Raw genomic sequence first — 25,256 nt, forward strand, 5'->3', positions numbered from 1 at the left:
CCGGACACGCCCGAGGGGCCGGTGCTCCGCTCTCCAGCGGTGCACCGGCCCCTCGTCGTCCCTGTCCCGTCCCGGTCCCCGGGGAGCTCCGGCTACTCGGTCTTGATCGCCGTCAGCATGTTGAGCTTCGCGGCGCTGCGGGCGGGCCACAGCGAGGCGAGGACGCCCACCAGGCCGGCCAGGGCCAGGAAGATCGCCAGGCGGTCCCACGGGATGACCAGGGCGTAGCCGGGGATGTCGGCGGCCAGGGTCCGGCCGATCGCCCAGCCGAGGAAGACACCGAGGCCGACCCCGATCACCGCGCCGAAGACCGAGATGACGACGGCCTCCAGGCGGATCATGCGCTTGACCTTGGCCCGGTCGAGACCGATCGCCCGCAGCATGCCGATCTCCTGCTGGCGCTCGAACACCGACATCGCGAGGGTGTTGACGACCCCGAGGACGGCGATCAGCAGGGCCATGGCGAGCAGCCCGTACATGATGTTCAGCGCGGTGTTCACGAAGCCGCCGAACATGTCACGGATGTCCTGCCGGTCCATGACGCTCATCGCCGGGTTGTCGCCGAGCGCGTCCACGATGGACTGCTCGTTGGCCTGGCTCGCGCCGCCGTCCGTCTTGATCCAGATCTCGCGGATCTCGGGGCGGGAGGAGGCGCTGTGCCGGTCGGCGAGCTCCTTGGGGATCATGAAGGGCGAGAGGAACTCGTTCTCCTTGTAGAGCGCCCCGATCGTGACCTCGCCCTTCTTCTCGTCGTCGAACTGCACGGGAAGGGTGTCGCCGGTCTTCCAGCCGTTCGACTTCGCCGTCTTGGAGCCGACGGCGACCTGGCCGTCCTTCAGCGTGGCGAGTGAACCGGAGACGGTGTCCAGGGCGAAGACCTTCTCCACGTCGCCCGGGGTGACGCCGGAGGCGGAGTGGTACTCCCCGTCCACCTGGAGGGACGAGGCCTGCTGCGGGGAGAGCGCGGAGACGCCGTCCGCCTTCGACAGGGCGGTGAGCGCCGACTTGTCGAGGGAGTCGCCACTGGCCATCGAGACCATGTAGTCGGCCTTGATGTTGTCCGTGGTCATCTTGTCGATGGCCTGGCCGAGGGTGACGCCGAGCACCGAGATGCCGGTGACCAGGGTCAGCCCGATCGCCAGGGCGGAGGCGGTGGCTCCGGTACGCCGGGGGTTGCGGACCGCGTTCTGCGAGGCCAGCTTCCCGGAGACACCGAACAGCTTGCTGATCGCCGGCCGCACCAGGGCGATGACCGGGCGGGAGAGCAGCGGGATCAGGATGATGATCCCGATCAGGGCCAGGAACGCGCCGCCCGCGACCAGGTACCGGCCGTTGGTCCCGCCGGTCGCCGCGCCGCCCACGATGCCCACGGCACCCAGCAGGGCGATGAAGCCGCCGATCGAGTTCCGTACGACCAGGGACTTGACCGAGGCGGTGGCGTGCACGCTGCTCATCGCGGCGACCGGGGCGATCTTCGCGGCCCGGCGGGCGGGCAGCCAGGCGGCCAGGATCGTGATCACGATGCCGACGGCGAAGGCGGAGAGGACCGCGGTGGGCGAGACGATCAGCGGTCCCGCCGGGATCTTGCCGCCGAGGAGGCCCATCGCGGAGCGCAGACCGGTGGCGAGGCCCAGGCCGAGGGCGAAGCCGATGACGGAGGCGAGCGCGCCGACGACGGCGGCCTCGATCAGCACCGAGCGCTTGACCTGGCGGCGCGTGGCACCGATGGCCCGCATCAGGGCCAGCTCACGGGTGCGCTGGGCGACCAGCATGGTGAAGGTGTTGGCGATGAGGAAGATGCCGACGAAGAGGGCGATGCCCGCGAAGGCCAGCAGCATGGCGTTGAGGTTGCTGAGACCGGACTCGATCTGCTCGGCCTGCTCGTCCGCGAGGGCCTTGCCGGTCTGCGCGGTGGCTTCCTTCGGCAGCAGCGGCGTGATGGTGTCCAGCAGCTTCTTGTCGGAGGCGCCCGCGGCGGCGGTAACGGTGGCGTTCTGGAAGACGCCGGGCTTCAGGTAGAGCTTCTGGGCGGTGGCGGTGTCGAAGAGCACCAGGCTGCCGCCCGCATTGACCGCGCCGTCCTCGGTGGTGAAGACGCCGGAGAGGGTGTACTCCTTCACCGGGCCGTTGGTGGCGACCCGGACCGGGTCACCGACGCGGTACTTGCCCTTGGAGGCGGTGTCCTTGTCGAGGGCGATCTGGCCGTTCTTCACGGGGCCGCTGCCCTGGGTGAAGTCGTACGCGCCGTCCTTGCCGTCCTTGCCGGGGGCGAAGTTGGCGCCGGTGTTGGACCAGCCGTTGCCGATCAGCTTGCCGTCCGGGTCGGCGACCCCGGCGAAGCCGTTGACCCGGCCGGTGACGGCGGCGACGCCGTCCACCGCGCGGATCTTCTCCAGGGTGGCCTCGTCGAGGCCGGGGGTCTTCTCGTCGCGCCCGCCGGCGTAGGTCTCCACGGCGACGGCGACATCGTCGTAGCTCTTGGCGGACTGGTTGCGGAAGGCGTTGCCGAGGGTGTCGGTGAAGACGAGGGTGCCGGAGACGAACGCTACGCCGAGCATGACGGCGAGCACGGTCATCAGCAGCCTGGCCTTGTGCGCGAGCACATTGCGCAGGGCGGTACGGAACATGTCTGTGTGTCCTGGGATGGGTTCCGGAAGGGGGACGTGGAGCGCGGGGGCGGGGCCGGGGTGCGGCGGCCCGCCCGGGTCAGCTCGTGCGGCCCTTCGCGTCGAACGCCTTCATCCGGTCGAGGACCCCGTCGGCGGTCGGGTGCATCATCTGGTCGACGACGGCGCCGTCCGCGAGGAAGATCACCCGGTCCGCGTAGGAGGCGGCCACCGGGTCGTGCGTCACCATCACCACGGTCTGGCCCAGCTCGCGCACCGAGTTGCGCAGGAAGCCCAGGACCTCGGCGCCGGAGCGGGAGTCGAGGTTTCCGGTCGGCTCGTCACCGAAGATGATGTCGGGCTGCGAGGCCAGGGCGCGGGCCACGGCGACACGCTGCTGCTGGCCGCCGGAGAGCTCGGTGGGCCGGTGCTTGAGCCGGTCCGAGAGCCCCACCATGTCGATGACCTTCTGGAGCCACGCGGCGTCGGGCTTCCGGCCCGCGATGTCCATCGGCAGGGTGATGTTCTCCAGCGCGGTGAGCGTCGGCAGCAGGTTGAAGGCCTGGAAGATGAAGCCGATCTTGTCCCGGCGCAACTGGGTGAGCTGCTTGTCCTTCAGCGTGGACAGCTCGGTGTCGCCGATGCGCACCGAACCGCTGCTGAAGCTGTCGAGACCGGCCACGCAGTGCATCAGCGTCGACTTGCCGGAGCCCGAGGGGCCCATGATCGCGGTGAACTCGCCCTGCGGGAAGTCCACGGTCACCCGGTCCAGGGCGACGACCTGCGTCTCACCCTCGCCGTAGACCTTCGACAGCTCCGTGGCGCGGGCAGCTACCGCGGTGGCGCGGTGAACGGTGGGAGTGGTGGTCACAGGGACGCTCCTGGTTCGGGTGATGCGGATGCATACGGGGGTGACGCGGCCCGCGCTGACGGCGCGGCCTTGGGGACTACTCCATCGTCACGTCCCGATCGCGCCGAGTCGTCACCCCCGATGCCCGTTCCCGTGGCCCTCTTGAGTCGCATCACAGGGGTGGAGCCGTCCTCCTCGGGTATGACACCGACCCTGAGGCTTCATCCGAGGGGCGGCCTCGTGACGCAGGGTGACGGCCCCTTCCCGGCGGCGCAGGCGCCCCCGCACCCGGAACGGGAGCCGCTCCCGACGCCCCGGATCCCGAGGGTGGCGCGCCCCCTGGCGAAGCATGGCGCGCACCTGGCGTATTGGGCCGTACGGGTGCGGCGACTTTCCGTCAATCCCGCAGGGGGTCCGGTCGGCCGGGATCCGGTGCGGGCGCGTGGTGAGGCCGCGCGAAAATGCTGACGGTCCCTCAAGCGTTCAATAAAATAGGACAACATCGCGCCACTGTTCCGCTGATCGGGGGACGCCCCCGGATAGGGTCAGTTGCCAACGCGGAGCCGCGCGGCACGCCCGGATGGTGGAACGTAGACACGGCGAGCTTAAACCTCGCTGCCCCTCGGGGGCGTGCCGGTTCGAGTCCGGCTCCGGGCACCACGCACAGTACGGAGCGTGACCCGGACGGTCCTCCCCGTAGCCCCCGGGTAGCCCCCGGTAGTCCCTGGGTAGCCCCTCGGCAGTGCCTGGGCAGCCCTGTGCGGCCGGATCCCTGGATCCTGCCCGCGCGGGCCGCGCCGTCACCTGCCGGCCACGGTGACAAAGATCCTCCTCCGGCACTGGGTGCTTCTTTTGCCTACCCATTACTCTTGTCGCAAGGCCGCGCAGTGTGGCCATGGAGGAGTGAGATGAGGAGCAGCAACCCGGTCTTCTCGCGACGGGGGTTCAGCCGCGACAACGGCCACGCGGGCTTCAACGCGGCGCCGCAGGCCGGGGCCGCCACGACGGGCGCCAACCCGTTCGCGCAGGGCACCGCCGCAAACCCGTACGCCACCAACCCTTACGCCCAGCAGGGCACCCAGCCCGGCGCCCCGGCGCCCGCGCGCACCGACGCGATGACCATCGACGACGTGGTGACGCGTACGGCGATGACGCTCGGTCTGGTCGTCGTGGCCGCCGCCATCGCCTGGTGGGTCATGCCGGTCGACCAGGCGAACCTGGGCAGCGCCTACGGTGTCGCCATCGGTGCCGCGATCATCGGCTTCGTGCTGTCGCTGGTGAACTCGTTCAAGCGCCGGCCCTCGCCGGCGCTGATCCTTACCTACGCGGCGTTCGAGGGTGTCTTCCTCGGCATCGTCAGCAACATCGTCAGTGTCTACGTCGCTCCCGGCGCCGCGATGCAGGCGGTGCTCGGCACGATGGCGGTCTTCGCCGGTGTGCTGATCGCCTACCGCACCGGTCTGATCCGGGTCACGCGCCGTTTCTACGGCTTCGTGATGGCGGCCGCCATCGGCTTCATGCTGCTGATGATGGTCAACCTGCTGTTCGCCGTCTTCGGCGGCGGTGACGGCCTCGGCTTCCGCAGCGGCGCCCTCGGCATCATCTTCGGCATCGTGGCCATCGTGATCGGCGCGTGCATCCTCGCCCTCAACTTCAAGCAGGTCGAGGACGGCATCGCGTACGGCGCCCCGCGCGAGGAGGCATGGCTGGCCGCGTTCGGCCTCACCGTGACCCTGGTGTGGATCTACATCGAGATGCTGCGCCTGGTCGCCATCCTCAGCGGTGACGACTGACCGGTGACGTGCCGGTGAGCCGGCCAGCACCATCGGAAGGGCCCGCAGGCATGAAGCCTGCGGGCCCTTCCGTTTAAGCGTCCGGCCGTTGGCGGCCGTGCGGGAGGGGCGCGTAGGGTCGTGCGCGTGCTCGATACGACGCCTCTGATCCTGGCCGTGGACCGATTCGCCGACCGGCTGCGTTCGGCCCCGCAGAGCCGCCTCCAGCGCGGTGCGGCCGCCGAGGGGCTGGCCGCCGCCCGCGAACTCGCCGTACGGGCGCAGCGCTTCGAGAGCCCCGGGACGGAGCCGCGGGTGCTGCCGGACGCCGGGGTGTTCGCCGTGGGCGACCAACTCGCCGTCGCGGGGCGTGATCTGGCCGTGGAACTGGTGACGGCCCCGCCCGGAGAGCTGGACGAGGCCGTGCGATACGTCGAGGAAGCGGCGGCGCGGGCTTTCGCCTAGCGGCTTTCGCCTGGGCAGGCCCGCGCGGCAGGGGTCAGAACGAGGCGATGACGCGGTCCGCCAGGATGTAGACGTTGTCCTCACCGCAGGAGAAGGTCAGCGCGTAGGCGCCGGAGACGCCCGAGCCGCCCAGCAGCACCGGCTGCCGGCCTGCCCGCAGCGCGTCCGCGAGCCGCTCGGCCGTCTCCCGGTGGCCGGGGGTCATACAGAGCGTGGTGCCGTCGGCGAAGACGTACACATCGAGCGTGCCCAGCGGTCCCGGCCGCACATCGGTGAGCTCGGTGGCCAGGTCGGCCAGCTCCTCCAGGCGGCTCACGGTGCGCTCGTGGTCGGTGACCACCGGCGTCTGTACGGGGACGAAGTCCGGGTGCGAGGGGTGGCGGCGGCGGGCCGCGGCCAGCTCGGGGGAGTCCTCGGGGTGGTCCGCGATCTCCGGAAGGTCCATGAACTCACCGGCGAACTCACCGGCCTCGTGCTCCGCGAGCGTCCGCTCGCTCAGCTCCGCCAGCTCCTCCATCGCCTCGGCCGATTCCAGGTCCAGCGACTCCAGACCCGCGAAGTCGGCCTGGCGCGGAAGGTAGAACGGGGCGTCCTCACCGAGCACCGGCATCCCGCCCAGCAGGGAGGGGGCGTCCGCCGCGTCACGGGCCTCCTGGGCGGCCCAGAAGGCACGCGCCTCGGCCAGCTCACGCTCGCGCTCCTCGGCCAGCGCCTCGGCGACGGCCGCGCGTATCTCCTCGGGGGGAGTGGCGGCACTACGGCTCTGCGGTGGCACCGACGCACCAGGAGCGCGCCCCTCGGCCAGCTCCGTGCGCAGGCCCGCGACCTGCTTGCGCAGCCCGTGAGCGGCATGCAGCGCGGCGGCGCCGACGGCCGTGGCAGCGGCGGTGGTCAGCAACAGGGCAAATGACATGGCGCTCACTGACAACTCCCGGTTTCAATCGATACCCCCGACTTCCTACATCAGCTTGGCCTGTACCCGTACCGGCTGTCAGTGCATTACGTCACGAAATGGACAGGTCTTTCGGTCCTAGGTTTATCCCTATATCTGCCGTGACCTGGGAAAACGACTCTCCCCCGGGACGCAGATCACATCCTGGGGGAGATTCGGTCACGGTCGGGGCTCGGTGCGATTCGGACACCCCATGGTGAGGGAAGCCCTGCGGGGCGTAAGGAAAGCCCTGGTAGGGCCTAGCTCAGGCGCTCGATCACCATCGCCATGCCCTGGCCGCCGCCCACGCACATCGTCTCCAGGCCCCACTGCTTGTCGTGGAACTGGAGGCTGTTGATCAGCGTGCCGGTGATGCGGGCGCCCGTCATGCCGAAGGGGTGGCCGACCGCGATCGCGCCGCCGTTGACGTTGACCTTCTCCAGCGGCAGGCCGAGGTCCCGGTAGGAGGGGATGACCTGGGCGGCGAACGCCTCGTTCAGCTCGGCGAGGTCGATGTCGCCGATGGTCAGGCCCGCCCGCTTCAGCGCCTGCTTGCTCGCCTCGACGGGGCCGTAGCCCATGATCTCGGGGGAGAGGCCGGAGACGCCGGTGGAGACGATCCGGGCCAGCGGGGTCAGGCCCAGCTCGCGCGCCTTGGTGTCGGACATGATCACCAGGGCGGCGGCGCCGTCGTTGAGCGGGCAGCAGTTGCCCGCGGTGACCAGGCCGTCGGGGCGGAAGACCGGCTTGAGGCCCTGCACGCCCTCCAGCGTGACGCCGGCGCGCGGGCCGTCGTCCTTGGAGACGACCGTGCCGTCGGGGGTGGTGACCGGGGTGATCTCCCGCTCCCAGAAGCCGTTCTTCAGGGCTTCCTCGGCGAGGTTCTGCGACCGTACGCCGAACTCGTCCATCTCCTGGCGGGTGACGCCCTTGGACCGGGCCAGGTTCTCCGCGGTCTGCCCCATCGAGATGTACGCGTCCGGGACGAGGCCGTCCTCACGCGGGTCGTGCCAGTCGGCACCGGACTCCTCGGCGCGGGCGGCGGTGCGGGCCTCGGCCTCGGCGAAGAGCGGGTTGTGCGTGTCCGGGAGGCTGTCGGAGTTGCCCTTGGTGAAGCGGGACACCATCTCGACGCCCGCCGAGATGAAGACGTCGCCCTCGCCCGCCTTGATCGCGTGCAGCGCCATCCGGCTGGTCTGGAGCGAGGAGGAGCAGTAGCGGGTGACCGTACAGCCGGGAAGGTGGTCCATCCCCATCTGTACGGCGATGATGCGACCCAGGTTGTTGCCCTGCTCGCCCCCGGGGAGGCCGCAGCCCAGCATCAGGTCGTCGATGTCCTTCGGGTCCAGCTCGGGGACCTTGGCCAGCGCGGTCTGGATGATCGTGGCGGTCAGGTCGTCCGCGCGCAGGTCCTTGAGGGACCCCTTGAAGGCGCGGCCGATCGGCGAACGGGCGGCAGAGACGATCACGGCTTCGGGCATCACGCGGCTCCATGAGGGCTGGAAAGCTGGGTGGACGGGCGGAACTCCCTTGGAAGCTACCCGGGCGTATGGCCCGGGTCACCCGGCAGGCCGTGTGATGAGCGACTCTTTTCTAAGCGCTTGCTCAGCCCTCTGCTGCCTGCCGGGTGCCCGGTCCGGAGAGCCCTACGTGTGCCCGTGCGCCGCGTCCGGGTGCGGATGGGGCGCCGCCGCCGGTTCCGTCTCCGTGGAGGCGGGCAGACGCCGCCTCCTGCGGTGCTTGAGGAGCGCCCAGGGAGCGCGCGCCCCCGTGACCTCCGTACCGGCCTCGCGGGCCGCCTGGGAGGCCGCCTTGGCCACCGGGAGGATGTCCTCGCGGCGCGAACCGTCCAGCCGGTCCGACTCCGGCCACAGGCCCAGCACCGCGCAGAGCGTCGGCAGCACCGCCATCGCCGCCGTCGCGTACCCCTCGGCGGAGGGGTGGTAGTTGTCCGGGCCGAACAGCTCGCGCGGGTTCGCCGCGAACTCCGGGCCCAGCAGGTCGCCCAGCGACACCGTGCGCCCGCCCTGCTCCACCGAGCCGATCGTCTGCGCCGCCGCCAGCTGCCTGCTCACCCGCCGGGCCAGCCACCGCAGCGGCTGGTACACCGGCTCGATCGTGCCCAGGTCCGGGCAGGTCCCCACGACCACCTCCGCCCCCGCCGTCCGCAGTCGGCGCACCGCCGTCGTCAGACAGCGCACCGACTGGGTGGCGGGCATCCGGTGGGTGACGTCGTTCGCCCCGATCATGATCACGCAGACGTCCGGGGTACGGGCCGGGTCCGCGAGCAGCAGCGAGACCTGCCGCTCCAGATCGTCCGACCGGGCCCCCGGCAGGGCCACGTTCCGCAGGTCCACCGGCCGCTCGGACACCGCCGCAAGCCCCGAGGCGAGCAGCGCCCCCGGGGTCTGCCCGGCCCGCCGAACGCCCTGGCCCGCCGCCGTCGAATCCCCCAGCATCCCGAGCCGCAACGGATCGTTCGGGCCGGCGAACGCCACCCCGTACCGCCCGTCCGCACTCGGCGGAACCGGCGCCGTACCGCCGCCCACCTGCCTCTTCGCGAGCTGGACCTCCGCCAGGAACACGCCGACGGCCGCCGCACCGATCAGTCCGATGCTGCCACCGCCGTAAGCCGCGCCCGCCGCGATCCGCCGTGCCACCCTTGCTCTCGACACAGTCCGGTCCACCTCCTTCTCGCCGTACCGCCCGCCCTACATGTACCTACCTGCCCCGTGAAGTGCGCCGCCCAATCGCACCGCGCGTCTCCGGGCCCGTACGCTCCGTGTCCGACCTCGCTTTCCGGCCTCCCTTCCCGGGACGGAGCCCGTACGTACGCATCGTCCGGCCCGTACGCATACTCTGGGCCGGACCATCTCGGAGATCCCGGAGTACACGGTGCAATTCCACGATTCGCTGATCACTCTTGTCGGCAACACCCCGCTGGTGAGGCTGCGCAACGTCACGGCAGGTATCCAGGCGACCGTCCTGGCCAAGGTCGAGTACTTCAACCCCGGCGGGTCGGTGAAGGACCGCATCGCCCTGCGCATGATCGAGGCGGCCGAGCAGAGCGGCGAGCTCAAGCCCGGCGGCACGATCATCGAGCCGACCAGCGGCAACACGGGCGTCGGCCTCGCGATCGTCGCCCAGCAGAAGGGCTACAAGTGCATCTTCGTCTGCCCGGACAAGGTGTCCACGGACAAGATCAACGTGCTGCGCGCGTACGGCGCCGAGGTCGTCGTCTGCCCCAGCGCGGTTGACCCGGAGCACCCGGACTCGTACTACAACGTCTCCGACCGGCTGGTCGCCGAGACGCCGGGCTCCTGGAAGCCGGACCAGTACTCCAACCCGAACAACCCGCGCTCGCACTACGAGACCACCGGTCCCGAGCTGTGGGAGCAGACGGAGGGGAAGATCACCCACTTCGTCGCGGGCGTCGGCACCGGCGGCACGATCACCGGCACCGGGCGCTACCTCAAGGAGATCAGCAAGGGCGCCGTCCAGGTCATCGGCACCGACCCGGAGGGCTCGGTCTACTCCGGCGGCTCCGGCCGGCCGTACCTGGTCGAGGGCGTCGGCGAGGACTTCTGGCCCTCCGCCTACGACGCCGAGGTCACCGACGAGATCGTCGCGGTCTCCGACAAGGACACCTTCCAGATGACCCGCCGCCTCGCCAAGGAGGAGGGCCTGCTCGTCGGCGGCTCCTGCGGCATGGCGGTCGTCGGGGCCCTGGAGGTCGCCAAGCGGCTCGGCCCGGACGACGTCGTGGTGGTGCTGCTGCCCGACAGCGGCCGCGGCTACCTCAGCAAGATCTTCAACGACGAGTGGATGGCCGACTACGGCTTCCTGGAGGACACCAGCTCCTCCCCGCAGGTCAGCGCCGTGCTCAACTTCAAGGAGGGCCCGCTGCCCTCCCTCGTCCACATGCACCCGGACGAGACGGTCGGCCAGGCGATCGACGTCCTGCGCGAGTACGGCGTCTCCCAGATGCCGATCGTGAAGCCGGGCGCCGGACACCCCGACGTGATGGCCGCCGAGGTCATCGGCTCCGTCGTCGAGCGGCAGCTGCTGGACGCCCTGTTCACCCAGCGCGCCTCGCTCAGCGACCCGCTGGAGAAGCACATGTCGGCCCCGCTGCCGCAGGTCGGCTCGGGCGAGCCGGTCGAGGACCTGATGGCCGCGCTCAGCGGTGCCGATGGTGCGGACGCGGCGATCGTGCTCGTCGAGGGCAAGCCGAAGGGCGTCGTGAGCAGGCAGGACGTGCTGGCGTTCCTCGCGAAGGACGCCGGGTCCGCGAAGGCCTGACGGCCCGGCGCCGGCCGTGGACCGCCCGGGGCCGGGGCTTCGCGAAAACGGTACGAGCGCGTCACGTCCGCGCAGCACCCGCTTAACACGGCTCCGGCACATTGGTGGGTGTCGGCAGGGAAACCCGCCGGCACCCAGAACGGCGACACCGGACTACGGAGCGGCTCCCGGACCTCCACCGTCGCCCGGACGCGGGCATCCGGCCCTGACCCGGACCGCGTCCTTCGCGGGGACCGCCGTCGTCCCGCCCCCCGGGCCACCGGGGGTGCGGCGGCCCCCGCGACATACCTCAGGGGTATCCCCTGGACGCGCGGCCGGCCCCCCCCCGAGGGCCCGGCCGCGCGGCCGTTCCCGGCCACGTCACGTGCGTCACCCGCGTCACCTGTGCGGCGGCGTCACCCGGTCAGTCGTTCCACTCCGAGGCCGAAGCGGAGGCCGCGCGCCGCTCCCGCCGCCGGAACAGGCCCCCGCTGCGCGCCGCGTGGACCGCGTTCACCCCGACGATCCCCATCCAGGCCACCACCAGCCCCTCGATGCCCGCGTTGACGACGCCGATCGCGGAGAGCGGGACCGCCAGCACGAGCGAGACGACCCCGAACCCGAACCCCTCCCCGAACCCGGACGGCGCCCCCGCGGCGGACGGCGTCCGTATGGACCGGGGGTCCCGGGCGGCCGTCACCTGCTGCTCGGCCAGGTGGCGCCGGACCCGGCGGTCCAGGGTGGTGTCGAGGCGCTGCTCGACCTTCTCCAGGAACGAGTCGATGAGCGCCGACTCGTACTCCGGACCCAGCTCGCGGCGCGCCTGGAGGGTGGCGGCGAGCTCCTTCTCGATCTCGTGGTCACGGGCTTCCATGCCCGTTACGTTACGAGCGCGGGCGGGCCCGGGCACGGGGGCTAGCCCCCCTATTTACGGGCCGGGAGGCCGCCCGTCCACCCGTTCCCCGCCGCTGCATATGGACATGCAGGAGCCTTCCTGGCTGAATGGATCTGTCGGCGCCGACCGTGGCGCGACGCCGATCGTGGCGCGAGGGATCCGGCGAGGATCAGCAAGGGGACAGCATGAGTGGGAGCAGCCCCGCCGCGCGGTTGCAGCGGCTCTTCGAGGGGCACCGGCTCACGCCCACCCAGCGGCGCATCGCGCACTGCATGGTCCGCCGGGCGGCCGACGCGCCGTTCCTCTCCAGCGTCGAGCTGGCCGAGCTCGCCGGGGTCAGCCAGCCCTCCGTCACCCGCTTCGCCGTCGCCCTCGGCTTCGACGGCTACCCGGCGCTCCGCCGCCACCTCCGCGAGGTCGCGCCCGCCGACGCGGCGCAGGAGGACGCGGGGGAGACGTACAACGAGTACCAGCAGGCCGTCCGCGCCGAGATCGAGAACCTCCAGCACCTCTCGGACCTCCTCGCCGACCCCGGACCCGTGGAGCGGGCGGGCCGGCTGCTGGCCGGGTCCCGGCCGCTGCCCGTGCTGGGGCTGCGCGCGGCCTCCTCGCAGGCGCGCGGGTTCGGCTACTTCGCCGCCAAGGTGCATCCCGACGTCCGCGTCCTCGACGAGGGCGGCTCCATGCTCCTGGACCGGATCGACTCCGCCCGCCGGGCCGGCGCCACCGCCCTGATGTGCTTCGCGCTGCCGCGCCACCCCAGGGAGTGCGTGGAGGCGCTGGCGTACGCCGGGGAGCAAGGGCTCACCGTCGTCACCGTCGCGGACTCCGCCTTCGCGCCGGTCGCCAAGCACAGCGATCTGCTCCTCCCGGCGGCCATCGGCTCCGGGCTCTCCTTCGACACCGTCTGCGCGCCGATGTTGCTGGGGCGGGTGCTGCTGGAGGCGATGTGCGACGAACTGCCCGACGCCCAGGCGCGGCTGGAGGAGTTCGACGTACGGGCGGCTGCCCGGGGCCTGTTCGTGGAGTGAGGGCCCGCGCCCGCTTCCTTCGGCGAAGGCCCGCGCCCGCCGATCTCGCGGATTCTCACGCACCCCTCATCTGCGCCCGCTAATCTCCGCGCGCAGAACGACCGGAGCAGCCGGAACGACCGGAGCAGCCGGAACGACCGGAGCGACCGGCAGGGACCGGCGGATACAGGGCGAGCGAGAGGGGTACGGACGTGGGGCGCGGAGGGCAGTCGCTGGCGAGAGTGGCCGTGATCGTACGGGCCGGAGCCGCCCCGCTGTGGTGGGCCGGGCTGGTGGCCGCCGCCGGGGGAGCGTTCGTACCGGGGCTGACCGGGCGCCGGATCGGGCTGCTGGCGGGGGCGGCGCTCTTCATCGTCACCGCGGCCGTCGTGCTCCTGGCGCGCGGCGGGCGGTACGCGGAGCTGGCGCGGGGCGCCTCCCGGGCGGGGCGCGGCGACTTCCTCCAGGACCGGGCCGTGACCGTACGGGTGTGGCGGCGCGGGCACCGGTGGTGGCTGCTGGGCGCGTTCGTGGCGGCGGTGGCGTCCTCGTTCGCGCTGCCGGGCGCCGGCGGGCTGGTCCTCGCGGGCGCGGGGGCCGGTCTCTGGGCCAAGGCGGTGCGGATCGGGCAGCGGGAGCGCCGGGACGACGTCCTGTACTGGGTGCGCACCGACTGGGCCGGGCGCGGCAGCCCGGTCGCCAAGCGGGTGCAGGGGCACCGGACGACGGGGCCGGCGGCGGGGGACGCCGCGCCGGGAGGGGCGCGGCGTCGCCGCCGGTGAGGTCGGACCTTTGCGGCGTCGCCGCACGTGAGGTCGGACCTTTGCACGCCGAGACTGCGAGAGGTCGGACCTTTACGCGCTGGGACCTCACCGCACACAGGTCCGACCTTTCAGGCCTCAGACCTCCAGCTCGGCCTCGATCTTCTTCAGCTGGTGGCGGGCCATCGCCAGGTTCGCGCGGCTCGCGTCCAGCACCAGGTAGAGGAAGAGGCCGTTGCTGCCCCGGGTCTTGAGCAGCCGGATCAGGTGGTACTGGGTGCCCAGCGTGATGAGGATGTCCTCGATCTCCTCCTTCAGCCCCAGGTGCTCCATGGTGCGGAGCTTGGCGCGGATCACGTCGGTGTTGCCCGCGGCCGCGACCTCCAGGTTGAAGTCCTTGCCGCCGCCGAGCGTGCCCAGGGCCATTCCGCTCGTGTAGTCGACGAGGGCGACACCCGTGGTGCCCTCGATCGAGCTCATCGCTTCCTTCAGTGACGCTTCGGTGTTCGCCATGGAGGCTCGTTTCCTTTCCGTGGCCGGTCGCGCTGACCGGGTGCGTTTTCGCGTGAGTGGCATGGGTGTGGTGTGTGGGTCGTGGTGCGTGTGGGGGGAGGGAGGGGTGGCTACGTGGGGCGCTGCGGGAGCGTGCGGTTGGGGGCGCCGCGCGACGGTGCGGTGCGCGGCATGGGGGGCGTGCGCTCGGCGCGTTCCAGGGCGGTGTCGACGAGTTCGCCGATCCGGGCGCCTGCCCGGCGGCCCTCCAGATGGAGCCGGCCGACGTTGATGCGGTCCTCGGCCAACAGGGTCAGGACGGCGGAGGAGCCGGCGGCGTAGGTGGCGATGTAGCCGCTCTCGCCGCGGACCAGGAGCTCCCGGAAACCGCCGCGGCCGGTGGCCTCCGTCATCCGGATCGAGACGCCGAGCGCGGCGGCGGTGAGGGCGGCGACGCCCTCGGCCTCGATGCCCGGGGTGTCGTGGGCCAGGACCAGTCCGTCGGTGGAGGCGGCCAGCGCCCCGGCGAGGAGGGGGACCCTGGCCCGTAACCGCTGGAGCTCGTCGAGGACACCGCGCGTCTCGGCCTCGGGAACCATCAGCTGTCTCCTCCCGGCACGCTGTCTGAGCGCGCGTATCACAGGGCCTCCAATGCGTCTCGGAGCCGGCGCAGCAGGGCGATATCGGGGTCGGCCGTCACCTCGGGGAGCGTGATCCGGCCGTGTGCCGAGGCGGTGGCGGGCAGGGGCTGCGCGCGGACCGCCTCCACCAGGCCTGCCGCGGCGAGCCGCCGCAGGTCGACCAGGATGTGGAACGCCGAACGGCCCAGTGCCAGGGCGATGTCCGACGCCGTACGCACACCGTCGGCCAGCTCCAGGACGGCGCGCTGGCGGGCGGGTACGGGGCTGTCGCCCGGGTGTGCCGCCGCCCGGACGATCGGGGCGCTGTCGCAGGCGGCGTCGGGCCAGATCCGGTCCAGCAGCTCCCGTCTGCGCAGGGTCTCGCGCTGGACGGCGGCCACCGGGACCGGCCGCACCGGGCCGATCCAGTGGGACACCCCGTAACGGAAGCGGGCGGGCGTCCCGGTCGGGGCGAGGGCGAAGAACGCGGCGTCGTACAACGCGCCCAGGTGGCACAACTCCAGTGCGCCGCCCGGCACATGGCCGCTGTCCACGAGATAGCGGCCGACCCGCTGTCCGGCCCCGGCCTGCGCCACCGCGTCCCACCAGCCCTCGTGCCGCAGCGTGCCGCCGGTGGTGAGGAGGACGTCGATGCCGGGGGTGGCGGGGCTCTCGGCGTGCACCACCTGGCCGTCGGCGAGGTAGAGCGTGCCGCGGTCGCGCATCAGGGCGCCGGTGGCCCGTTCGGCGGCGAGTCGCTGGAGCATCGGGGAGAGGACCGGGAGCCGGTCCGTCTCCGGGGCGCCGGGATCGGCGGCTATCGCGCTCATGCCAGCACCAGCCGCTCGGCCAGCTCGCCCAGCCGTAACCGGGCCATCGCGAGGTTGCCCTCGGAGCGGCTCAGCCAGAGGTGGAGGAAGACGCTGCTGTCGAAAGCCGTCTCGACGAAGCGGAGCATGTGGTAACCGTCTTGTGTGGTGACGATGACGTCCTCGACAGAGGTGCTCGGCGCTTCCCCGGAGCGTTCGCCTCCGCCCCCTGCGGTCAGGTGGGCGAAGGCGGGCTGTTCGGCGGTCATCCGGGCGACCTCCGCCGTCTCGGCCGCCGTCGCCTCGTGGTCGCCGTTGGGGGACTCGCCGATGGTGCCGAGCGCGAGGCCGCTCGTCCAGTCGACCACCGAGGCGCCCCGGGCGCCGGGCAGCCTCATGACTTCGAGCAGGCACTCGTCGATTCCGGGCACGCGGATTCCCCTCCCGACGCGGCGTACGGCTGTGACCCTGAGGCTACGCAACGTACTCACGGCAGGTGGAGGTTCTGGCATTTTCCTTTGGTACATGCGCCCCAGGGTGTAAAGGAGCGGCTGAAATGTGGTGGCCGGGAACTGGGGTGACGTTCCGTCAGGCCGCCGCTCGGTCGGACTTCTCGCGGGCCGCCATCACCGCCCTGTTCACCGCCCACAGCCCGATCCCGATCAGCAGCAGGATCCCGGCCCGTACGTAGACGTCGGCGCCCCGGTCGGCGAGCGGGCTCGCCAGGACCAGCGAGGTGATCGCGCCGAGCACCGGCAGGGCGGTCGGCGTACGGAAGTGGCGGTGGTCCACGCGGTCCTTGCGCAGGACCAGTACGGCGATGTTGACCACGCCGAAGACGCAGAGCAGCAGGAACGAGGTGGTGTCGCCGAGCCCCTCGATCTCGCCGGTGGAGACCAGGCCGATCGCCAGGAGGGAGACGAAGACGATGCCGACCCAGGGGGTGCGCCGGCCCGCCAGGACCTTGCCCATCGTGGGCGGGAGGATGCGTTCGTTGGCCATGCCGTAGCAGAGCCGCGAGGCCATCATGAGGTTGATCAGCGCCGAGTTGGTGACCGCGAAGAGGGCGATCAGCGCGAAGAGTTTCGGCGGAAAATCGACGCCGCCCGCCTTCACCACTTCCAGCAGCGGGCCGCTGGAGTCGGACAGGGTGCGGGAGTCGACCAGGAGCGAGGAGACCAGCGCGACCAGGATGTAGATCGTGCCGGTCACGGCCACGCCGATGAAGATGGCGCGCGGGAAGTTGCGCGCGGGGTCCTTGGTCTCCTCGGCCATGTTCACCGAGTCCTCGAAGCCCACGAAGGCGAAGAAGCCGAGCGCGGTGGCGCCGAGCACCCCGGTGATCAGGGCGTATCCGGTTCCGCCGGCCTCGATCTGGGTCAGCCGGGAGGGCTCGCCGTCGCCGCTGAACACCGCGTACGCGCCGATCGCCAGGATCACCGCGAGCCCGCTGACCTCCACCAGGGTCAGCACGACGTTCGCCTTCACCGACTCGGAGACCCCGCGCAGGTTGATCGCGGCCAGCGCGAGGATGAAGAGGATCGCGATGAGGGTCGGCGGTACGGCGTCGGTGAATTCCCCCAGGTAGTCGCCGCTGAACGCCCGGGCCGCCGCGCTCGCCGAGGAGAGCCCGGAGCACATGACCATGAAGGCGACGATGAAGGTCAGGAAGGGGATCCTGAACGCCTTCTGGGTGTAGAGCGCGGCCCCGGCCGCCTTCGGGTACTTGCCGACGAGCTCCACGTACGAGGCCGCCGTCAGCAGGGCCACGACGAACCCGATCGCGAACGGCAGCCAGAGCGCCCCGCCCACCTTGCCCGCCACGTCGCCGGTGGTGGCGTAGATACCGGTGCCGAGGATGTCCCCGATGACGAAGAGGATCAGCAGCTTGGGGCCGAGCGCGCGCTTGAGCGGCGGCGACGCCTCGGGGGCCGCGGGCGCGGGTGTGCCGGGCATGTCTGGTGTGCCGGGCGTGCTCATCGGTGCCTCCGGTGCCCTCGGGTCGGGGATGGAACACCTCTTCCCGGACGCGACGCGAACCGCACCTGTTGACTACGACTATTCAGCGCCTCAGGATGTGAATAGATGTTCACCGTCCCGAGGAGGCACCGCCATGTCAGGACCCCGCCCCGTACGAGCGCCGCGCGGCAGCGCCCTCAGCACCCTGGGATGGCAGCAGGAAGCCGCCCTGCGCATGCTCCAGAACAACCTGGACCCCGAGGTCGCCGAGCACCCCGACAAGCTCGTCGTCTACGGCGGCACGGGCAAGGCGGCCCGCGACTGGCGCTCGTTCGACGCGATGGTCCGCACCCTGCAGACGCTCAAGCAGGACGAGACGATGCTCGTCCAGTCGGGGCGGCCGGTCGGTGTCATGCAGACCCACGAGTGGGCGCCGCGCGTCCTGATCGCCAACTCCAACCTGGTCGGCGACTGGGCCAACTGGGAGGAGTTCCGCCGCCTGGAGGCGCTCGGCCTCACCATGTACGGCCAGATGACCGCCGGGTCCTGGATCTACATCGGCACCCAGGGCATCCTCCAGGGCACCTACGAGACCTTCGCCGCCGTCGCCGCGAAGAAGTTCGGCGGAACCCTGGCCGGGACGATCACGCTGACGGCCGGGCTCGGCGGCATGGGCGGCGCCCAGCCGCTCGCCGTCACCATGAACGACGGCGTCGCCATCTGTATCGACGTCGACCCGCGCGCCATCGAGCGCCGCATCGAGCACCGCTACCTGGACGTCAAGGCGGACAACCTGGAGCACGCCCTCCAGCTCGCCGTCGAAGCCCGCGACCAGCGGAAGCCTCTCTCCATCGGCCTCCTCGGCAACGCGGCGGAGCTGCTGCCCCGGATGCTCGCCGAGGGCGCGCCCATCGACATCGTCACCGACCAGACCAGCGCCCACGACCCGCTGGCCTACCTCCCGATCGGCGTCGACTTCGACGGCATGGCGACCCTCGCCGCCGAGAAGCCCGCCGACTTCACCCAGCGCGCCCGGGAGTCGATGGCCCGCCACGTCGAGGCCATGGTCGGCTTCATGGACGCCGGGGCCGAGGTCTTCGACTACGGCAACTCCATCCGCGGCGAGGCCCGGCTCGCCGGGTACGACCGCGCCTTCGACTTCCCCGGCTTCGTCCCCGCCTACATCCGGCCCCTCTTCTGCGAGGGCAAGGGCCCCTTCCGCTGGGCCGCCCTGTCCGGCGAGGCCTCCGACATCCACAAGACCGACCGGGCGATGCTGGAGCTCTTCCCGGAGAACGAGTCGCTGCACCGCTGGATCAAGATGGCCGGCGAGCGCGTCCACTTCCAGGGCCTGCCCGCCCGCATCTGCTGGCTCGGCTACGGCGAGCGCGACAAGGCAGGTGAGCGCTTCAACGACATGGTCGCGAGCGGCGAACTGGCCGCCCCGCTGGCCATCGGCCGCGACCACCTCGACTGCGGCTCGGTCGCCTCCCCGTACCGCGAGACCGAGGCCATGCTCGACGGCTCCGACGCCATCGCCGACTGGCCGCTCCTCAACGCCATGGTCAACGTCGCCTCCGGTGCCTCCTGGGTCTCCCTCCACCACGGCGGCGGTGTCGGCATGGGCCGCTCCATCCACGCGGGCCAGGTCACCGTCGCCGACGGCACGAAGCTCGCGGGCGAGAAGATCCGCCGCGTCCTGACGAACGACCCCGGCATGGGCGTCATCCGCCACGTCGACGCGGGCTATGACATCGCGGAGTCCGTCGCCGAGGACAAGGGCGTACGCGTCCCGATGGCGGAGGGCAACTGATGCCCACGGGCGCATCCGACACCTCCTCCGGCATCCAGCAGTGGCGTACGGGTGACTCCTTCCTCTCCATGTGGCGCGAGCTGGCCCCCGTCGGCCGCCACCCCGACAGCGGCGGCTACCGGCGTTACGCCTGGTCGGCGGCGGACCTCGACTGCCGGGCCTGGTTCCGTACGCAGGCCGAGGCGCGCGGCCTCACCTACGAGGTCGATCGCAACGGCAACCAGTGGGCCTGGCTCGGCGACCCCCTGGCCGGTGACGCCGTCGTCACCGGCTCGCACCTGGACTCCGTACCGGACGGCGGCGCCTTCGACGGGCCGCTGGGTGTGGTCTCCTCCTTCGCCGCGCTCGACGAACTCCGCTCCCGGGGCGCGGCGTTCACCCGCCCCCTCGCCATCACCAACTTCGGTGACGAGGAGGGCGCCCGCTTCGGCCTCGCCTGCGTCGGGTCCCGGCTCGCCGCCGGGCAGCTCACCGTGGCCGACGCCCACCGCCTCCGGGACGCGGACGGGATCGCCCTGCCCGCCGCCATGGCGAGCGCCGGATACGACCCCGAGGCCATCGGCCCCGACCCCGAACGGCTCGCCCGGATCGGCGCGTTCGTCGAACTCCACGTCGAGCAGGGCCGCGCCCTCGACCTGACGGGCGACCCCGTCGGCATCGCCTCCGCCATCTGGCCGCACGGCCGCTGGCGGTTCGACTTCCGGGGCGAGGCCAACCACGCGGGCACCACCCGTCTGGCCGACCGCCGCGACCCGATGCTCACGTACGCCGAGACCGTGCTCGCCGCCCGCCGCGAGGCCGAACTCACCGGCGCCCTCGCCACCTTCGGCAAGATCGCGGTCGAGCCCAACGGCGTCAACGCCATCCCCTCCCTCGTCCGTGGCTGGCTCGACTCCCGCGCCGCCGACCAGGCCACCCTGGACGCCGTCGTCACCGGAATCGAGCGCGCCGCCCGGGAGTACGCCGAGCGGGCCGGGATCGACCTCGACGTCGTACGGGAGTCCTTCACGCCCGTCGTCGAGTTCGAGCACGCCCTGCGTGACGAGCTCGCCAGGATCCTGGAGGGGACCGGCGACACGGGGCGCCCGGTCCCCGTCCTCGGTACCGGCGCGGGCCACGATGCGGGTATTTTGTCCGCTTCGGTGCCCACCGCCATGCTCTTCGTACGGAATCCCACCGGCATCTCGCACTCTCCGGCCGAACACGCCGCCGAGGACGACTGCACGGCCGGGGTGCGGGCACTCGCCGACGTACTGGAAGGTCTCGCGTGCAGCTGACGAATCGAGGTGCGGAGACGGCAGGGACCGCGGTGACGCCACAGACTGCTGTGACGAACCGGACCGCCCTGACGACACGGACGGCCGGCGGGCCCGTCACCGCCACGTACTGGATGGACCACGCCTGGCTCGGGACCCATGTGGAGCCCGACGTCACCGTGGAGGTCGCCGACGGCCGCATCGCCGGGGTCAGGACCGGCGTCCAGACGCCCCCGCCCGGCGCCACCGTGCTGCGCGGCCTGACCCTTCCCGGCCTCGCCAACGCCCACTCCCACGCCTTCCACCGGGCCCTGCGCGCCACGGTCCAGGTGGGCTCCGGCACCTTCTGGACCTGGCGCGAGCTGATGTACCAGGTGGCCTCCCGGCTCACCCCGGACACCTACTTCGACCTGGCCCGCGCCACGTACGCGGAGATGGCGCTGGCCGGCATCACCTCCGTCGGCGAGTTCCACTATCTGCACCACGCGCCCGGCGGCACGCCCTACGCCAACCCCAACGCCATGGGCGAGGCGCTGATCGCGGCGGCGGCCGAGGCGGGCATCAGGATCACCCTGCTGGACACCGCCTACCTCGCCGCCGGCTTCGGCGAGAAGCCCAACCGGCATCAGCTGCGCTTCTCCGACACCACCGCCGACGCCTGGGCCGAACGCGCCTCCCTCCTCAAGGGCGACGACCACACCCTGATCGGGGCGGCCATCCACTCCGTCCGCGCGGTCCCGGCCGGCCAGCTGGCCACCGTCGCGCAGTGGGCCGAGGAGCGGAACGCCCCCCTCCATGTCCACCTCTCCGAGCAGACGGCGGAGAACGACGCCTGCCTGGCCGCCCACGGCCGCACCCCCACCCGGCTCCTGGCCGACCACGGGGTCCTCGGCCCGCGCACCACCGGCATCCACAACACGCATCTGACGGAGGAGGACATCGCGCTGCTCGGCTCCTCCACCACCGGCACCTGCATGTGCCCCACCACCGAGCGCGACCTCGCCGACGGCATCGGCCCCGCCGTGGCCCTCCAGAAGGCGGGCTCGCCGCTCTCGCTGGGCAGCGACAGCCACGCCGTCGTCGACCTCTTCGAAGAGGCGCGGGCGATGGAGCTCAACGAGCGGCTGCGCACCCACATCCGGGGCCACTGGACGGCCGCCGCCCTGCTGCGGGCCGCCTCCGCCGACGGGCACGCCGCACTCGGCCGCCCCGACGCGGGCGTCCTCGAACCGGGCGCCCCCGCCGACCTGACGACGATCGCCCTGGACTCCGTCAGAACAGCGGGACCGGTGCCCCGACTGGCAGCGGAGACCGCCGTATTCGCCGCCTCCGCCGCTGATGTGCGGCACACGGTCGTGGCAGGGCGTCACATCGTCCGCGACGGCCGCCACGCGCTGATCGAGGACGTGCCCGGAGCACTCGCGGCGGCCGTGGCAGCGCTGCACCACTGACCGTCGGCCGCCCCGCTCCACCGACCCCGGCCCCAACAGCGGACCCGGACCCCCCCGGAACGCAAGGAGAACACTCTCCAGATGACGACCACCGCCGTCACCCACATCGCCAGCCTGGTCACCAATGACCCCTCCCTCGGCAACGGGACCCCCCTGGGCCTGATCCAGGACGCGGCCGTCGTCATCGAGGGCGACCGCATCGTCTGGACCGGTGAATCAAGCAAAGCACCCGCCACTGACAACGTCCTCGACGCGGCGGGCCGGGCCATGATCCCCGGCTTCGTCGACTCCCACTCGCACCTGGTCTTCGCGGGCGACCGCACCCAGGAGTTCAACGCCCGGATGTCCGGGCAGCCCTATACCGCCGGCGGCATCCGCACCACGGTCGCCGCCACCCGCCAGGCCTCCGACGAGCAGCTCTCCGACAACGTCGCCCGTTACCTCGCCGAGGCCCTGCGCCAGGGCACCACCACCCTGGAGACCAAGTCCGGCTACGGCCTCACCGTCGAGGACGAGGCCCGCGCCCTGCGCATCGCCTCCCGTCACACCGACGAGGTCACCTACCTCGGCGCCCATGTCGTCTCCCCCGACTACGCCGACGACCCGGCCGGCTACGTCGACCTGGTCACCGGCCCCATGCTGGACGCCTGCGCCCCGCACGCCCGCTGGATCGACGTCTTCTGCGAGCGCGGCGCCTTCGACGGCGACCAGGCCCGCGCCATCCTCACGGCGGGCCGTGCCAAGGGGCTCGTCCCCCGTATCCACGCCAACCAGCTGACGTACGGCCCCGGCGTCCAGCTCGCCGTGGAACTCGACGCCGCGTCCGCCGACCACTGCACCCACCTCACCGACGCGGACGTGGACGCACTCGGCCAGGGCGGCACGGTGGCCACGCTGCTCCCCGGCGCCGAGTTCTCCACCCGCGCCACCTGGCCCGACGCCCGCCGCCTGCTGGACGCCGGGGCCACCGTCGCGCTCTCCACGGACTGCAACCCCGGCTCGTCGTTCACCTCGTCCATGCCGTTCTGCATCGCCCTGGCCGTACGCGACATGGGGATGACCCCCGACGAGGCCCTCTGGTCCGCCACCGCCGGCGGCGCCGCGGCCCTGCGCCGTACGGACATCGGCCGGATCACCCCGGGCGCCCGCGCCGACCTGGTCCTCCTGGACGCCCCGAGCCACGTCCACCTCGCCTACCGCCCGGGCGTCCCGCTGGTCAGCGCGGTGTGGCGGGGCGGGGAGCGGGTGGAGTAGAAGGAGCCCAGGGGTCCCACTCGCCCTCCGGCCAGTCGTGTTCGTCGAAGCCGTCGGGAAGCTTGCCGCAGTCGGCGTAGACGCTGACCGAGTACGTCCCCGTCTCGTGGTACCAGCGCACGTCCACGATGTCCTCGTCGTCGCCTTCGCCGGTCGGCCGCCGGAAACGGAATCCGCGTTCGTCGTCACCGGTGCCGACGACGGTCCACCCCTCACGTTCCAGCCGGGCGCGCGTGCGTTCCTGACCCCTGCGGGCCGCGTCCTCGGGAACGCCCGTCGCCCGCCAGTCCAGGCCGAAGCGCCTGACGTCCAGCCGGCTCTCGTCGATGTGGGCCAGGCCGCGCAGCCCCCGGTAGTAACAGGCGCGCGTCTCGACCTGGGCGGGCCCCACCTCCGGCCGGCCGGGCAGCGCGGCCTCGTCGTACGCCTGCCCGGCCTCGGCTTTCAGCCGGACGGCGACCCGGTCCGGATCGGCGGCCGGGTACGGGGGCCCGTTCCACAGCCAGGCGAGGGCCGCGATGCCGAGCAGCACGGCGATGCCGATGGCGGTACGGGCGGCGCGCGACCTACGGGGAGGAGAGACAGGGCGGAACGAGGTCATGACCGAACGCTAGGAGGCCGGGAGGCCCGGCGCGTGAGGGCACGTACTCAACGAGGTGAGTAGCCGGTCCGGGACCCGGCCCCGAGGGGCGTGCAGACACGCAGAAGGACCCGCCCCGCATACGTGGATACGTACGGGAGCGGGTCCTTCCGCGCGCTCGCTCGCGAGCGAGCACCCGGGCGGGCGGCTATTCCTCCAGGGTCAGCCCCTTGCGGAGCTTGACCAGCGTGCGGGAGAGCAGCCGGGACACGTGCATCTGCGAGATGCCCAGTTCCTCCCCGATCTCCGACTGCGTCATGTTGCTGACGAAGCGGAGCGAGAGGATCATCCGGTCCCGCGAGGGCAGCGTGGCGATCAGCGGCTTCAGGGACTCCACGTACTCGATGCCTTCGAGCCCGTGGTCCTCGTAGCCGAGGCGGTCCGCGAGGGCGCCCTCGCTGTCGTCCTCCTCAGGCTTGGCGTCCAGCGAGCTCGCGGTGTACGCGTTGCTCGCGGACATGCCCTCGACGACCTCGTCCGGCGTGATGCCGAGGCGCTCGGACAGCTCCGCCACGGTGGGCGCGCGGTCCAGCTGCTGGGAGAGCTCGTCCCCCGCCTTGGCCAGGTCGAGCCGGAGCTCCTGGAGCCGGCGCGGGACGCGCACGGACCAGCTGGTGTCGCGGAAGAACCGCTTGATCTCGCCGACGATGGTCGGCATCGCGAACGTCGGGAACTCGACACCGCGGCTCAGCTCGAACCGGTCGATCGCCTTGATCAGGCCGATGGTGCCGACCTGGACGATGTCCTCCATCGGCTCACTGCGCGAGCGGAACCGGGAGGCGGCGAACTTGACGAGCGCGAGGTTGAGCTCGACGAGGGTGTTGCGGACGTACGCGTACTCGTGCGTGCCCTCTTCGAGGGATTCGAGGCGCTCGAAGAGCGTCTTCGACAGGGCTCTGGCGTCCAGAGCCCCTACTTCGGCGTAGGGCGGGATCTCGGGAAGTCCTTCGAGCCCCGTGAAGACCTCGAGCCCCTCGCCGGAAGAGTCAGGGGTGGTGCTGGTGGTGCTGGTGCGCGGGCCGGGAACGGCGGTCGCGGCGGGGGAGTCGGAATTGGTCGGTCCCTGAGGACATGCCGACGACGCGTGGGGGGTACGCGCTTCGTCGAGCCGGGGTGACATGGTTCTCCTCCATCGTTCTCGGCATATGGCTGCCGATGCCCATACGTGTTCCTGCGGTGAAGCGGCGCCTCCAAAGCCGGTCGTGTTTCAGGTGTCCCTCTACCCTTACCCGGTTCCCGCCAGCAGTTACAACCTCCAATTAGCCGTATATGTCCGGTTTGTTGAGGTCTCCGACTACCGCGTGGCGTGCGAAACGCGTACTGTTTTAGGCACGTCGGCGGCAGCTCTGCATTCAGCCGCACCAGCAGTGACGCGCACAGTGACGGACGGC

Annotated in this window: 22 protein-coding genes and 1 tRNA gene; 10 read left to right on the forward strand and 13 right to left on the reverse strand. The window is 71.7% G+C overall.

All coding sequences use genetic code 11. From position 1 onward, the window contains the following. Positions 1-92: 92 nt before the first annotated feature. Both IF17_RS0122465 and IF17_RS0122470 read right to left on the reverse strand, forming a co-directional pair. Entirely contained in the window at positions 93-2,627 is a 2,535-nt protein-coding gene (locus IF17_RS0122465) for an ABC transporter permease (RefSeq protein ID WP_030568695.1), read from the reverse strand. 79 nt (positions 2,628-2,706) lie between these two features. Next, on the reverse strand, positions 2,707-3,477 hold the full coding sequence (locus IF17_RS0122470) for an ABC transporter ATP-binding protein (RefSeq protein ID WP_018515617.1): 771 nt from the start codon (positions 3,475-3,477) through the stop codon (positions 2,707-2,709). Positions 3,478-4,030: 553 nt separating this feature from the next. Here IF17_RS0122470 and IF17_RS0122475 point away from each other — a divergent pair. From IF17_RS0122475 to IF17_RS0122485, 3 genes are all read left to right on the forward strand, one after another. After that, positions 4,031-4,116: transfer RNA gene (locus IF17_RS0122475), tRNA-Leu, on the forward strand. Between the two features lie 248 nt (positions 4,117-4,364). Next, complete coding sequence (locus IF17_RS0122480) at positions 4,365-5,249, forward strand: Bax inhibitor-1/YccA family protein (RefSeq protein ID WP_018515616.1); 885 nt, start codon at positions 4,365-4,367, stop codon at positions 5,247-5,249. A 126-nt stretch (positions 5,250-5,375) separates the two neighbouring features. Next, positions 5,376-5,693: a hypothetical protein gene (locus IF17_RS0122485; protein WP_026242132.1), complete on the forward strand. Its 318-nt coding sequence runs from the start codon at positions 5,376-5,378 to the stop codon at positions 5,691-5,693. A 34-nt stretch (positions 5,694-5,727) separates the two neighbouring features. Here IF17_RS0122485 and IF17_RS0122490 read toward each other — a convergent pair whose 3' ends face one another. The 3 genes from IF17_RS0122490 to IF17_RS0122500 form a co-directional block, all read right to left on the reverse strand. Beyond that, complete coding sequence (locus IF17_RS0122490; RefSeq protein ID WP_237667073.1) at positions 5,728-6,606, reverse strand: hypothetical protein; 879 nt, start codon at positions 6,604-6,606, stop codon at positions 5,728-5,730. Between the two features lie 278 nt (positions 6,607-6,884). Next, positions 6,885-8,105: an acetyl-CoA C-acetyltransferase gene (locus IF17_RS0122495; RefSeq protein WP_030568699.1), complete on the reverse strand. Its 1,221-nt coding sequence runs from the start codon at positions 8,103-8,105 to the stop codon at positions 6,885-6,887. Between the two features lie 165 nt (positions 8,106-8,270). Beyond that, positions 8,271-9,284, reverse strand: a complete 1,014-nt coding sequence (locus IF17_RS0122500; RefSeq protein WP_018515612.1) for an SGNH/GDSL hydrolase family protein — start codon at positions 9,282-9,284, stop codon at positions 8,271-8,273. 235 nt (positions 9,285-9,519) lie between these two features. Between IF17_RS0122500 and IF17_RS0122505 the strand changes: the two genes are divergently transcribed. Beyond that, complete coding sequence (locus tag IF17_RS0122505; protein ID WP_030568701.1) at positions 9,520-10,926, forward strand: cystathionine beta-synthase; 1,407 nt, start codon at positions 9,520-9,522, stop codon at positions 10,924-10,926. Between the two features lie 403 nt (positions 10,927-11,329). Here IF17_RS0122505 and IF17_RS0122510 read toward each other — a convergent pair whose 3' ends face one another. Then, positions 11,330-11,779: a hypothetical protein gene (locus IF17_RS0122510; RefSeq protein WP_030568703.1), complete on the reverse strand. Its 450-nt coding sequence runs from the start codon at positions 11,777-11,779 to the stop codon at positions 11,330-11,332. Positions 11,780-11,985: 206 nt separating this feature from the next. Here IF17_RS0122510 and IF17_RS0122515 point away from each other — a divergent pair, with 206 nt between their 5' ends. Further along, entirely contained in the window at positions 11,986-12,831 is an 846-nt protein-coding gene (locus IF17_RS0122515; RefSeq protein WP_032772405.1) for a MurR/RpiR family transcriptional regulator, read from the forward strand. A 221-nt stretch (positions 12,832-13,052) separates the two neighbouring features. Next, positions 13,053-13,592 (forward strand): hypothetical protein, encoded by a 540-nt coding sequence (locus IF17_RS0122520; RefSeq protein WP_030568707.1) that lies wholly within the window; start codon positions 13,053-13,055, stop codon positions 13,590-13,592. A gap of 117 nt (positions 13,593-13,709) precedes the next feature. Here IF17_RS0122520 and IF17_RS0122525 read toward each other — a convergent pair whose 3' ends face one another. The 5 genes from IF17_RS0122525 to IF17_RS0122545 all read right to left on the reverse strand — a co-directional run bounded on the left by IF17_RS0122525 (position 13,710) and on the right by IF17_RS0122545 (position 17,472). Further along, positions 13,710-14,084 (reverse strand): hypothetical protein, encoded by a 375-nt coding sequence (locus tag IF17_RS0122525; protein WP_018492857.1) that lies wholly within the window; start codon positions 14,082-14,084, stop codon positions 13,710-13,712. 110 nt (positions 14,085-14,194) lie between these two features. Beyond that, positions 14,195-14,662: a roadblock/LC7 domain-containing protein gene (locus IF17_RS0122530; RefSeq protein WP_018515593.1), complete on the reverse strand. Its 468-nt coding sequence runs from the start codon at positions 14,660-14,662 to the stop codon at positions 14,195-14,197. 38 nt (positions 14,663-14,700) lie between these two features. Further along, positions 14,701-15,513: a helix-turn-helix domain-containing protein gene (locus IF17_RS0122535; protein ID WP_030568711.1), complete on the reverse strand. Its 813-nt coding sequence runs from the start codon at positions 15,511-15,513 to the stop codon at positions 14,701-14,703. Further along, positions 15,510-15,923, reverse strand: a complete 414-nt coding sequence (locus IF17_RS0122540; protein ID WP_030568713.1) for a hypothetical protein — start codon at positions 15,921-15,923, stop codon at positions 15,510-15,512. The genes IF17_RS0122535 and IF17_RS0122540 overlap by 4 nt, the downstream gene beginning before the upstream one ends. A gap of 157 nt (positions 15,924-16,080) precedes the next feature. Then, positions 16,081-17,472, reverse strand: a complete 1,392-nt coding sequence (locus IF17_RS0122545) for an APC family permease (RefSeq protein WP_051884092.1) — start codon at positions 17,470-17,472, stop codon at positions 16,081-16,083. Positions 17,473-17,605: 133 nt separating this feature from the next. On the opposite strand from IF17_RS0122545, the gene hutU reads away from it, so the two are divergent. The 4 genes from hutU to hutI all read left to right on the forward strand — a co-directional run bounded on the left by hutU (position 17,606) and on the right by hutI (position 23,225). Then, a complete protein-coding gene (gene hutU / locus IF17_RS0122550; protein WP_030568717.1) occupies positions 17,606-19,264 on the forward strand; it encodes a urocanate hydratase in 1,659 nt (552 codons plus the stop codon). Continuing rightward, complete coding sequence (locus tag IF17_RS0122555; RefSeq protein WP_030568719.1) at positions 19,264-20,541, forward strand: allantoate amidohydrolase; 1,278 nt, start codon at positions 19,264-19,266, stop codon at positions 20,539-20,541. The genes hutU and IF17_RS0122555 overlap by 1 nt, the downstream gene beginning before the upstream one ends. A 50-nt stretch (positions 20,542-20,591) precedes the next feature. After that, entirely contained in the window at positions 20,592-21,971 is a 1,380-nt protein-coding gene (locus tag IF17_RS0122560; protein WP_280518075.1) for a formimidoylglutamate deiminase, read from the forward strand. 81 nt (positions 21,972-22,052) lie between these two features. Beyond that, on the forward strand, positions 22,053-23,225 hold the full coding sequence (gene hutI, locus IF17_RS0122565; RefSeq protein ID WP_030568723.1) for an imidazolonepropionase: 1,173 nt from the start codon (positions 22,053-22,055) through the stop codon (positions 23,223-23,225). Here the strand turns inward: hutI and IF17_RS0122570 are convergent. Next, on the reverse strand, positions 23,188-23,826 hold the full coding sequence (locus IF17_RS0122570) for a hypothetical protein (protein ID WP_157851167.1): 639 nt from the start codon (positions 23,824-23,826) through the stop codon (positions 23,188-23,190). The genes hutI and IF17_RS0122570 overlap by 38 nt on opposite strands. 187 nt (positions 23,827-24,013) lie before the next feature. After that, positions 24,014-24,985 (reverse strand): RNA polymerase sigma factor SigF, encoded by a 972-nt coding sequence (locus IF17_RS0122575; protein WP_030568727.1) that lies wholly within the window; start codon positions 24,983-24,985, stop codon positions 24,014-24,016. Positions 24,986-25,256: the final 271 nt, after the last annotated feature.

This window comes from Streptomyces cyaneofuscatus (assembly GCF_000718135.1).
GTDB classification, from domain to species: domain Bacteria; phylum Actinomycetota; class Actinomycetes; order Streptomycetales; family Streptomycetaceae; genus Streptomyces; species Streptomyces cyaneofuscatus.

Bases quoted from the DNA above. Each gene is read 5' to 3' on its own strand.
- IF17_RS0122465 (WP_030568695.1), bottom strand. From the start codon at position 2,627: ATGTTCCGTACCGCCCTGCGCAATGTGCTCGCGCACAAGGCCAGGCTG.
- IF17_RS0122480 (WP_018515616.1), top strand. From the start codon at position 4,365: ATGAGGAGCAGCAACCCGGTCTTCTCGCGACGGGGGTTCAGCCGCGAC.
- IF17_RS0122490 (WP_237667073.1), bottom strand. From the start codon at position 6,606: ATGTCATTTGCCCTGTTGCTGACCACCGCCGCTGCCACGGCCGTCGGC.
- IF17_RS0122495 (WP_030568699.1), bottom strand. From the start codon at position 8,105: ATGCCCGAAGCCGTGATCGTCTCTGCCGCCCGTTCGCCGATCGGCCGC.
- IF17_RS0122510 (WP_030568703.1), bottom strand. From the start codon at position 11,779: ATGGAAGCCCGTGACCACGAGATCGAGAAGGAGCTCGCCGCCACCCTC.
- IF17_RS0122515 (WP_032772405.1), top strand. From the start codon at position 11,986: ATGAGTGGGAGCAGCCCCGCCGCGCGGTTGCAGCGGCTCTTCGAGGGG.
- IF17_RS0122525 (WP_018492857.1), bottom strand. From the start codon at position 14,084: ATGGCGAACACCGAAGCGTCACTGAAGGAAGCGATGAGCTCGATCGAG.
- IF17_RS0122530 (WP_018515593.1), bottom strand. From the start codon at position 14,662: ATGGTTCCCGAGGCCGAGACGCGCGGTGTCCTCGACGAGCTCCAGCGG.
- IF17_RS0122535 (WP_030568711.1), bottom strand. From the start codon at position 15,513: ATGAGCGCGATAGCCGCCGATCCCGGCGCCCCGGAGACGGACCGGCTC.
- IF17_RS0122545 (WP_051884092.1), bottom strand. From the start codon at position 17,472: ATGAGCACGCCCGGCACACCAGACATGCCCGGCACACCCGCGCCCGCG.
- hutU (WP_030568717.1), top strand. From the start codon at position 17,606: ATGTCAGGACCCCGCCCCGTACGAGCGCCGCGCGGCAGCGCCCTCAGC.
- IF17_RS0122555 (WP_030568719.1), top strand. From the start codon at position 19,264: ATGCCCACGGGCGCATCCGACACCTCCTCCGGCATCCAGCAGTGGCGT.
- hutI (WP_030568723.1), top strand. From the start codon at position 22,053: ATGACGACCACCGCCGTCACCCACATCGCCAGCCTGGTCACCAATGAC.
- IF17_RS0122570 (WP_157851167.1), bottom strand. From the start codon at position 23,826: ATGACCTCGTTCCGCCCTGTCTCTCCTCCCCGTAGGTCGCGCGCCGCC.
- IF17_RS0122575 (WP_030568727.1), bottom strand. From the start codon at position 24,985: ATGTCACCCCGGCTCGACGAAGCGCGTACCCCCCACGCGTCGTCGGCA.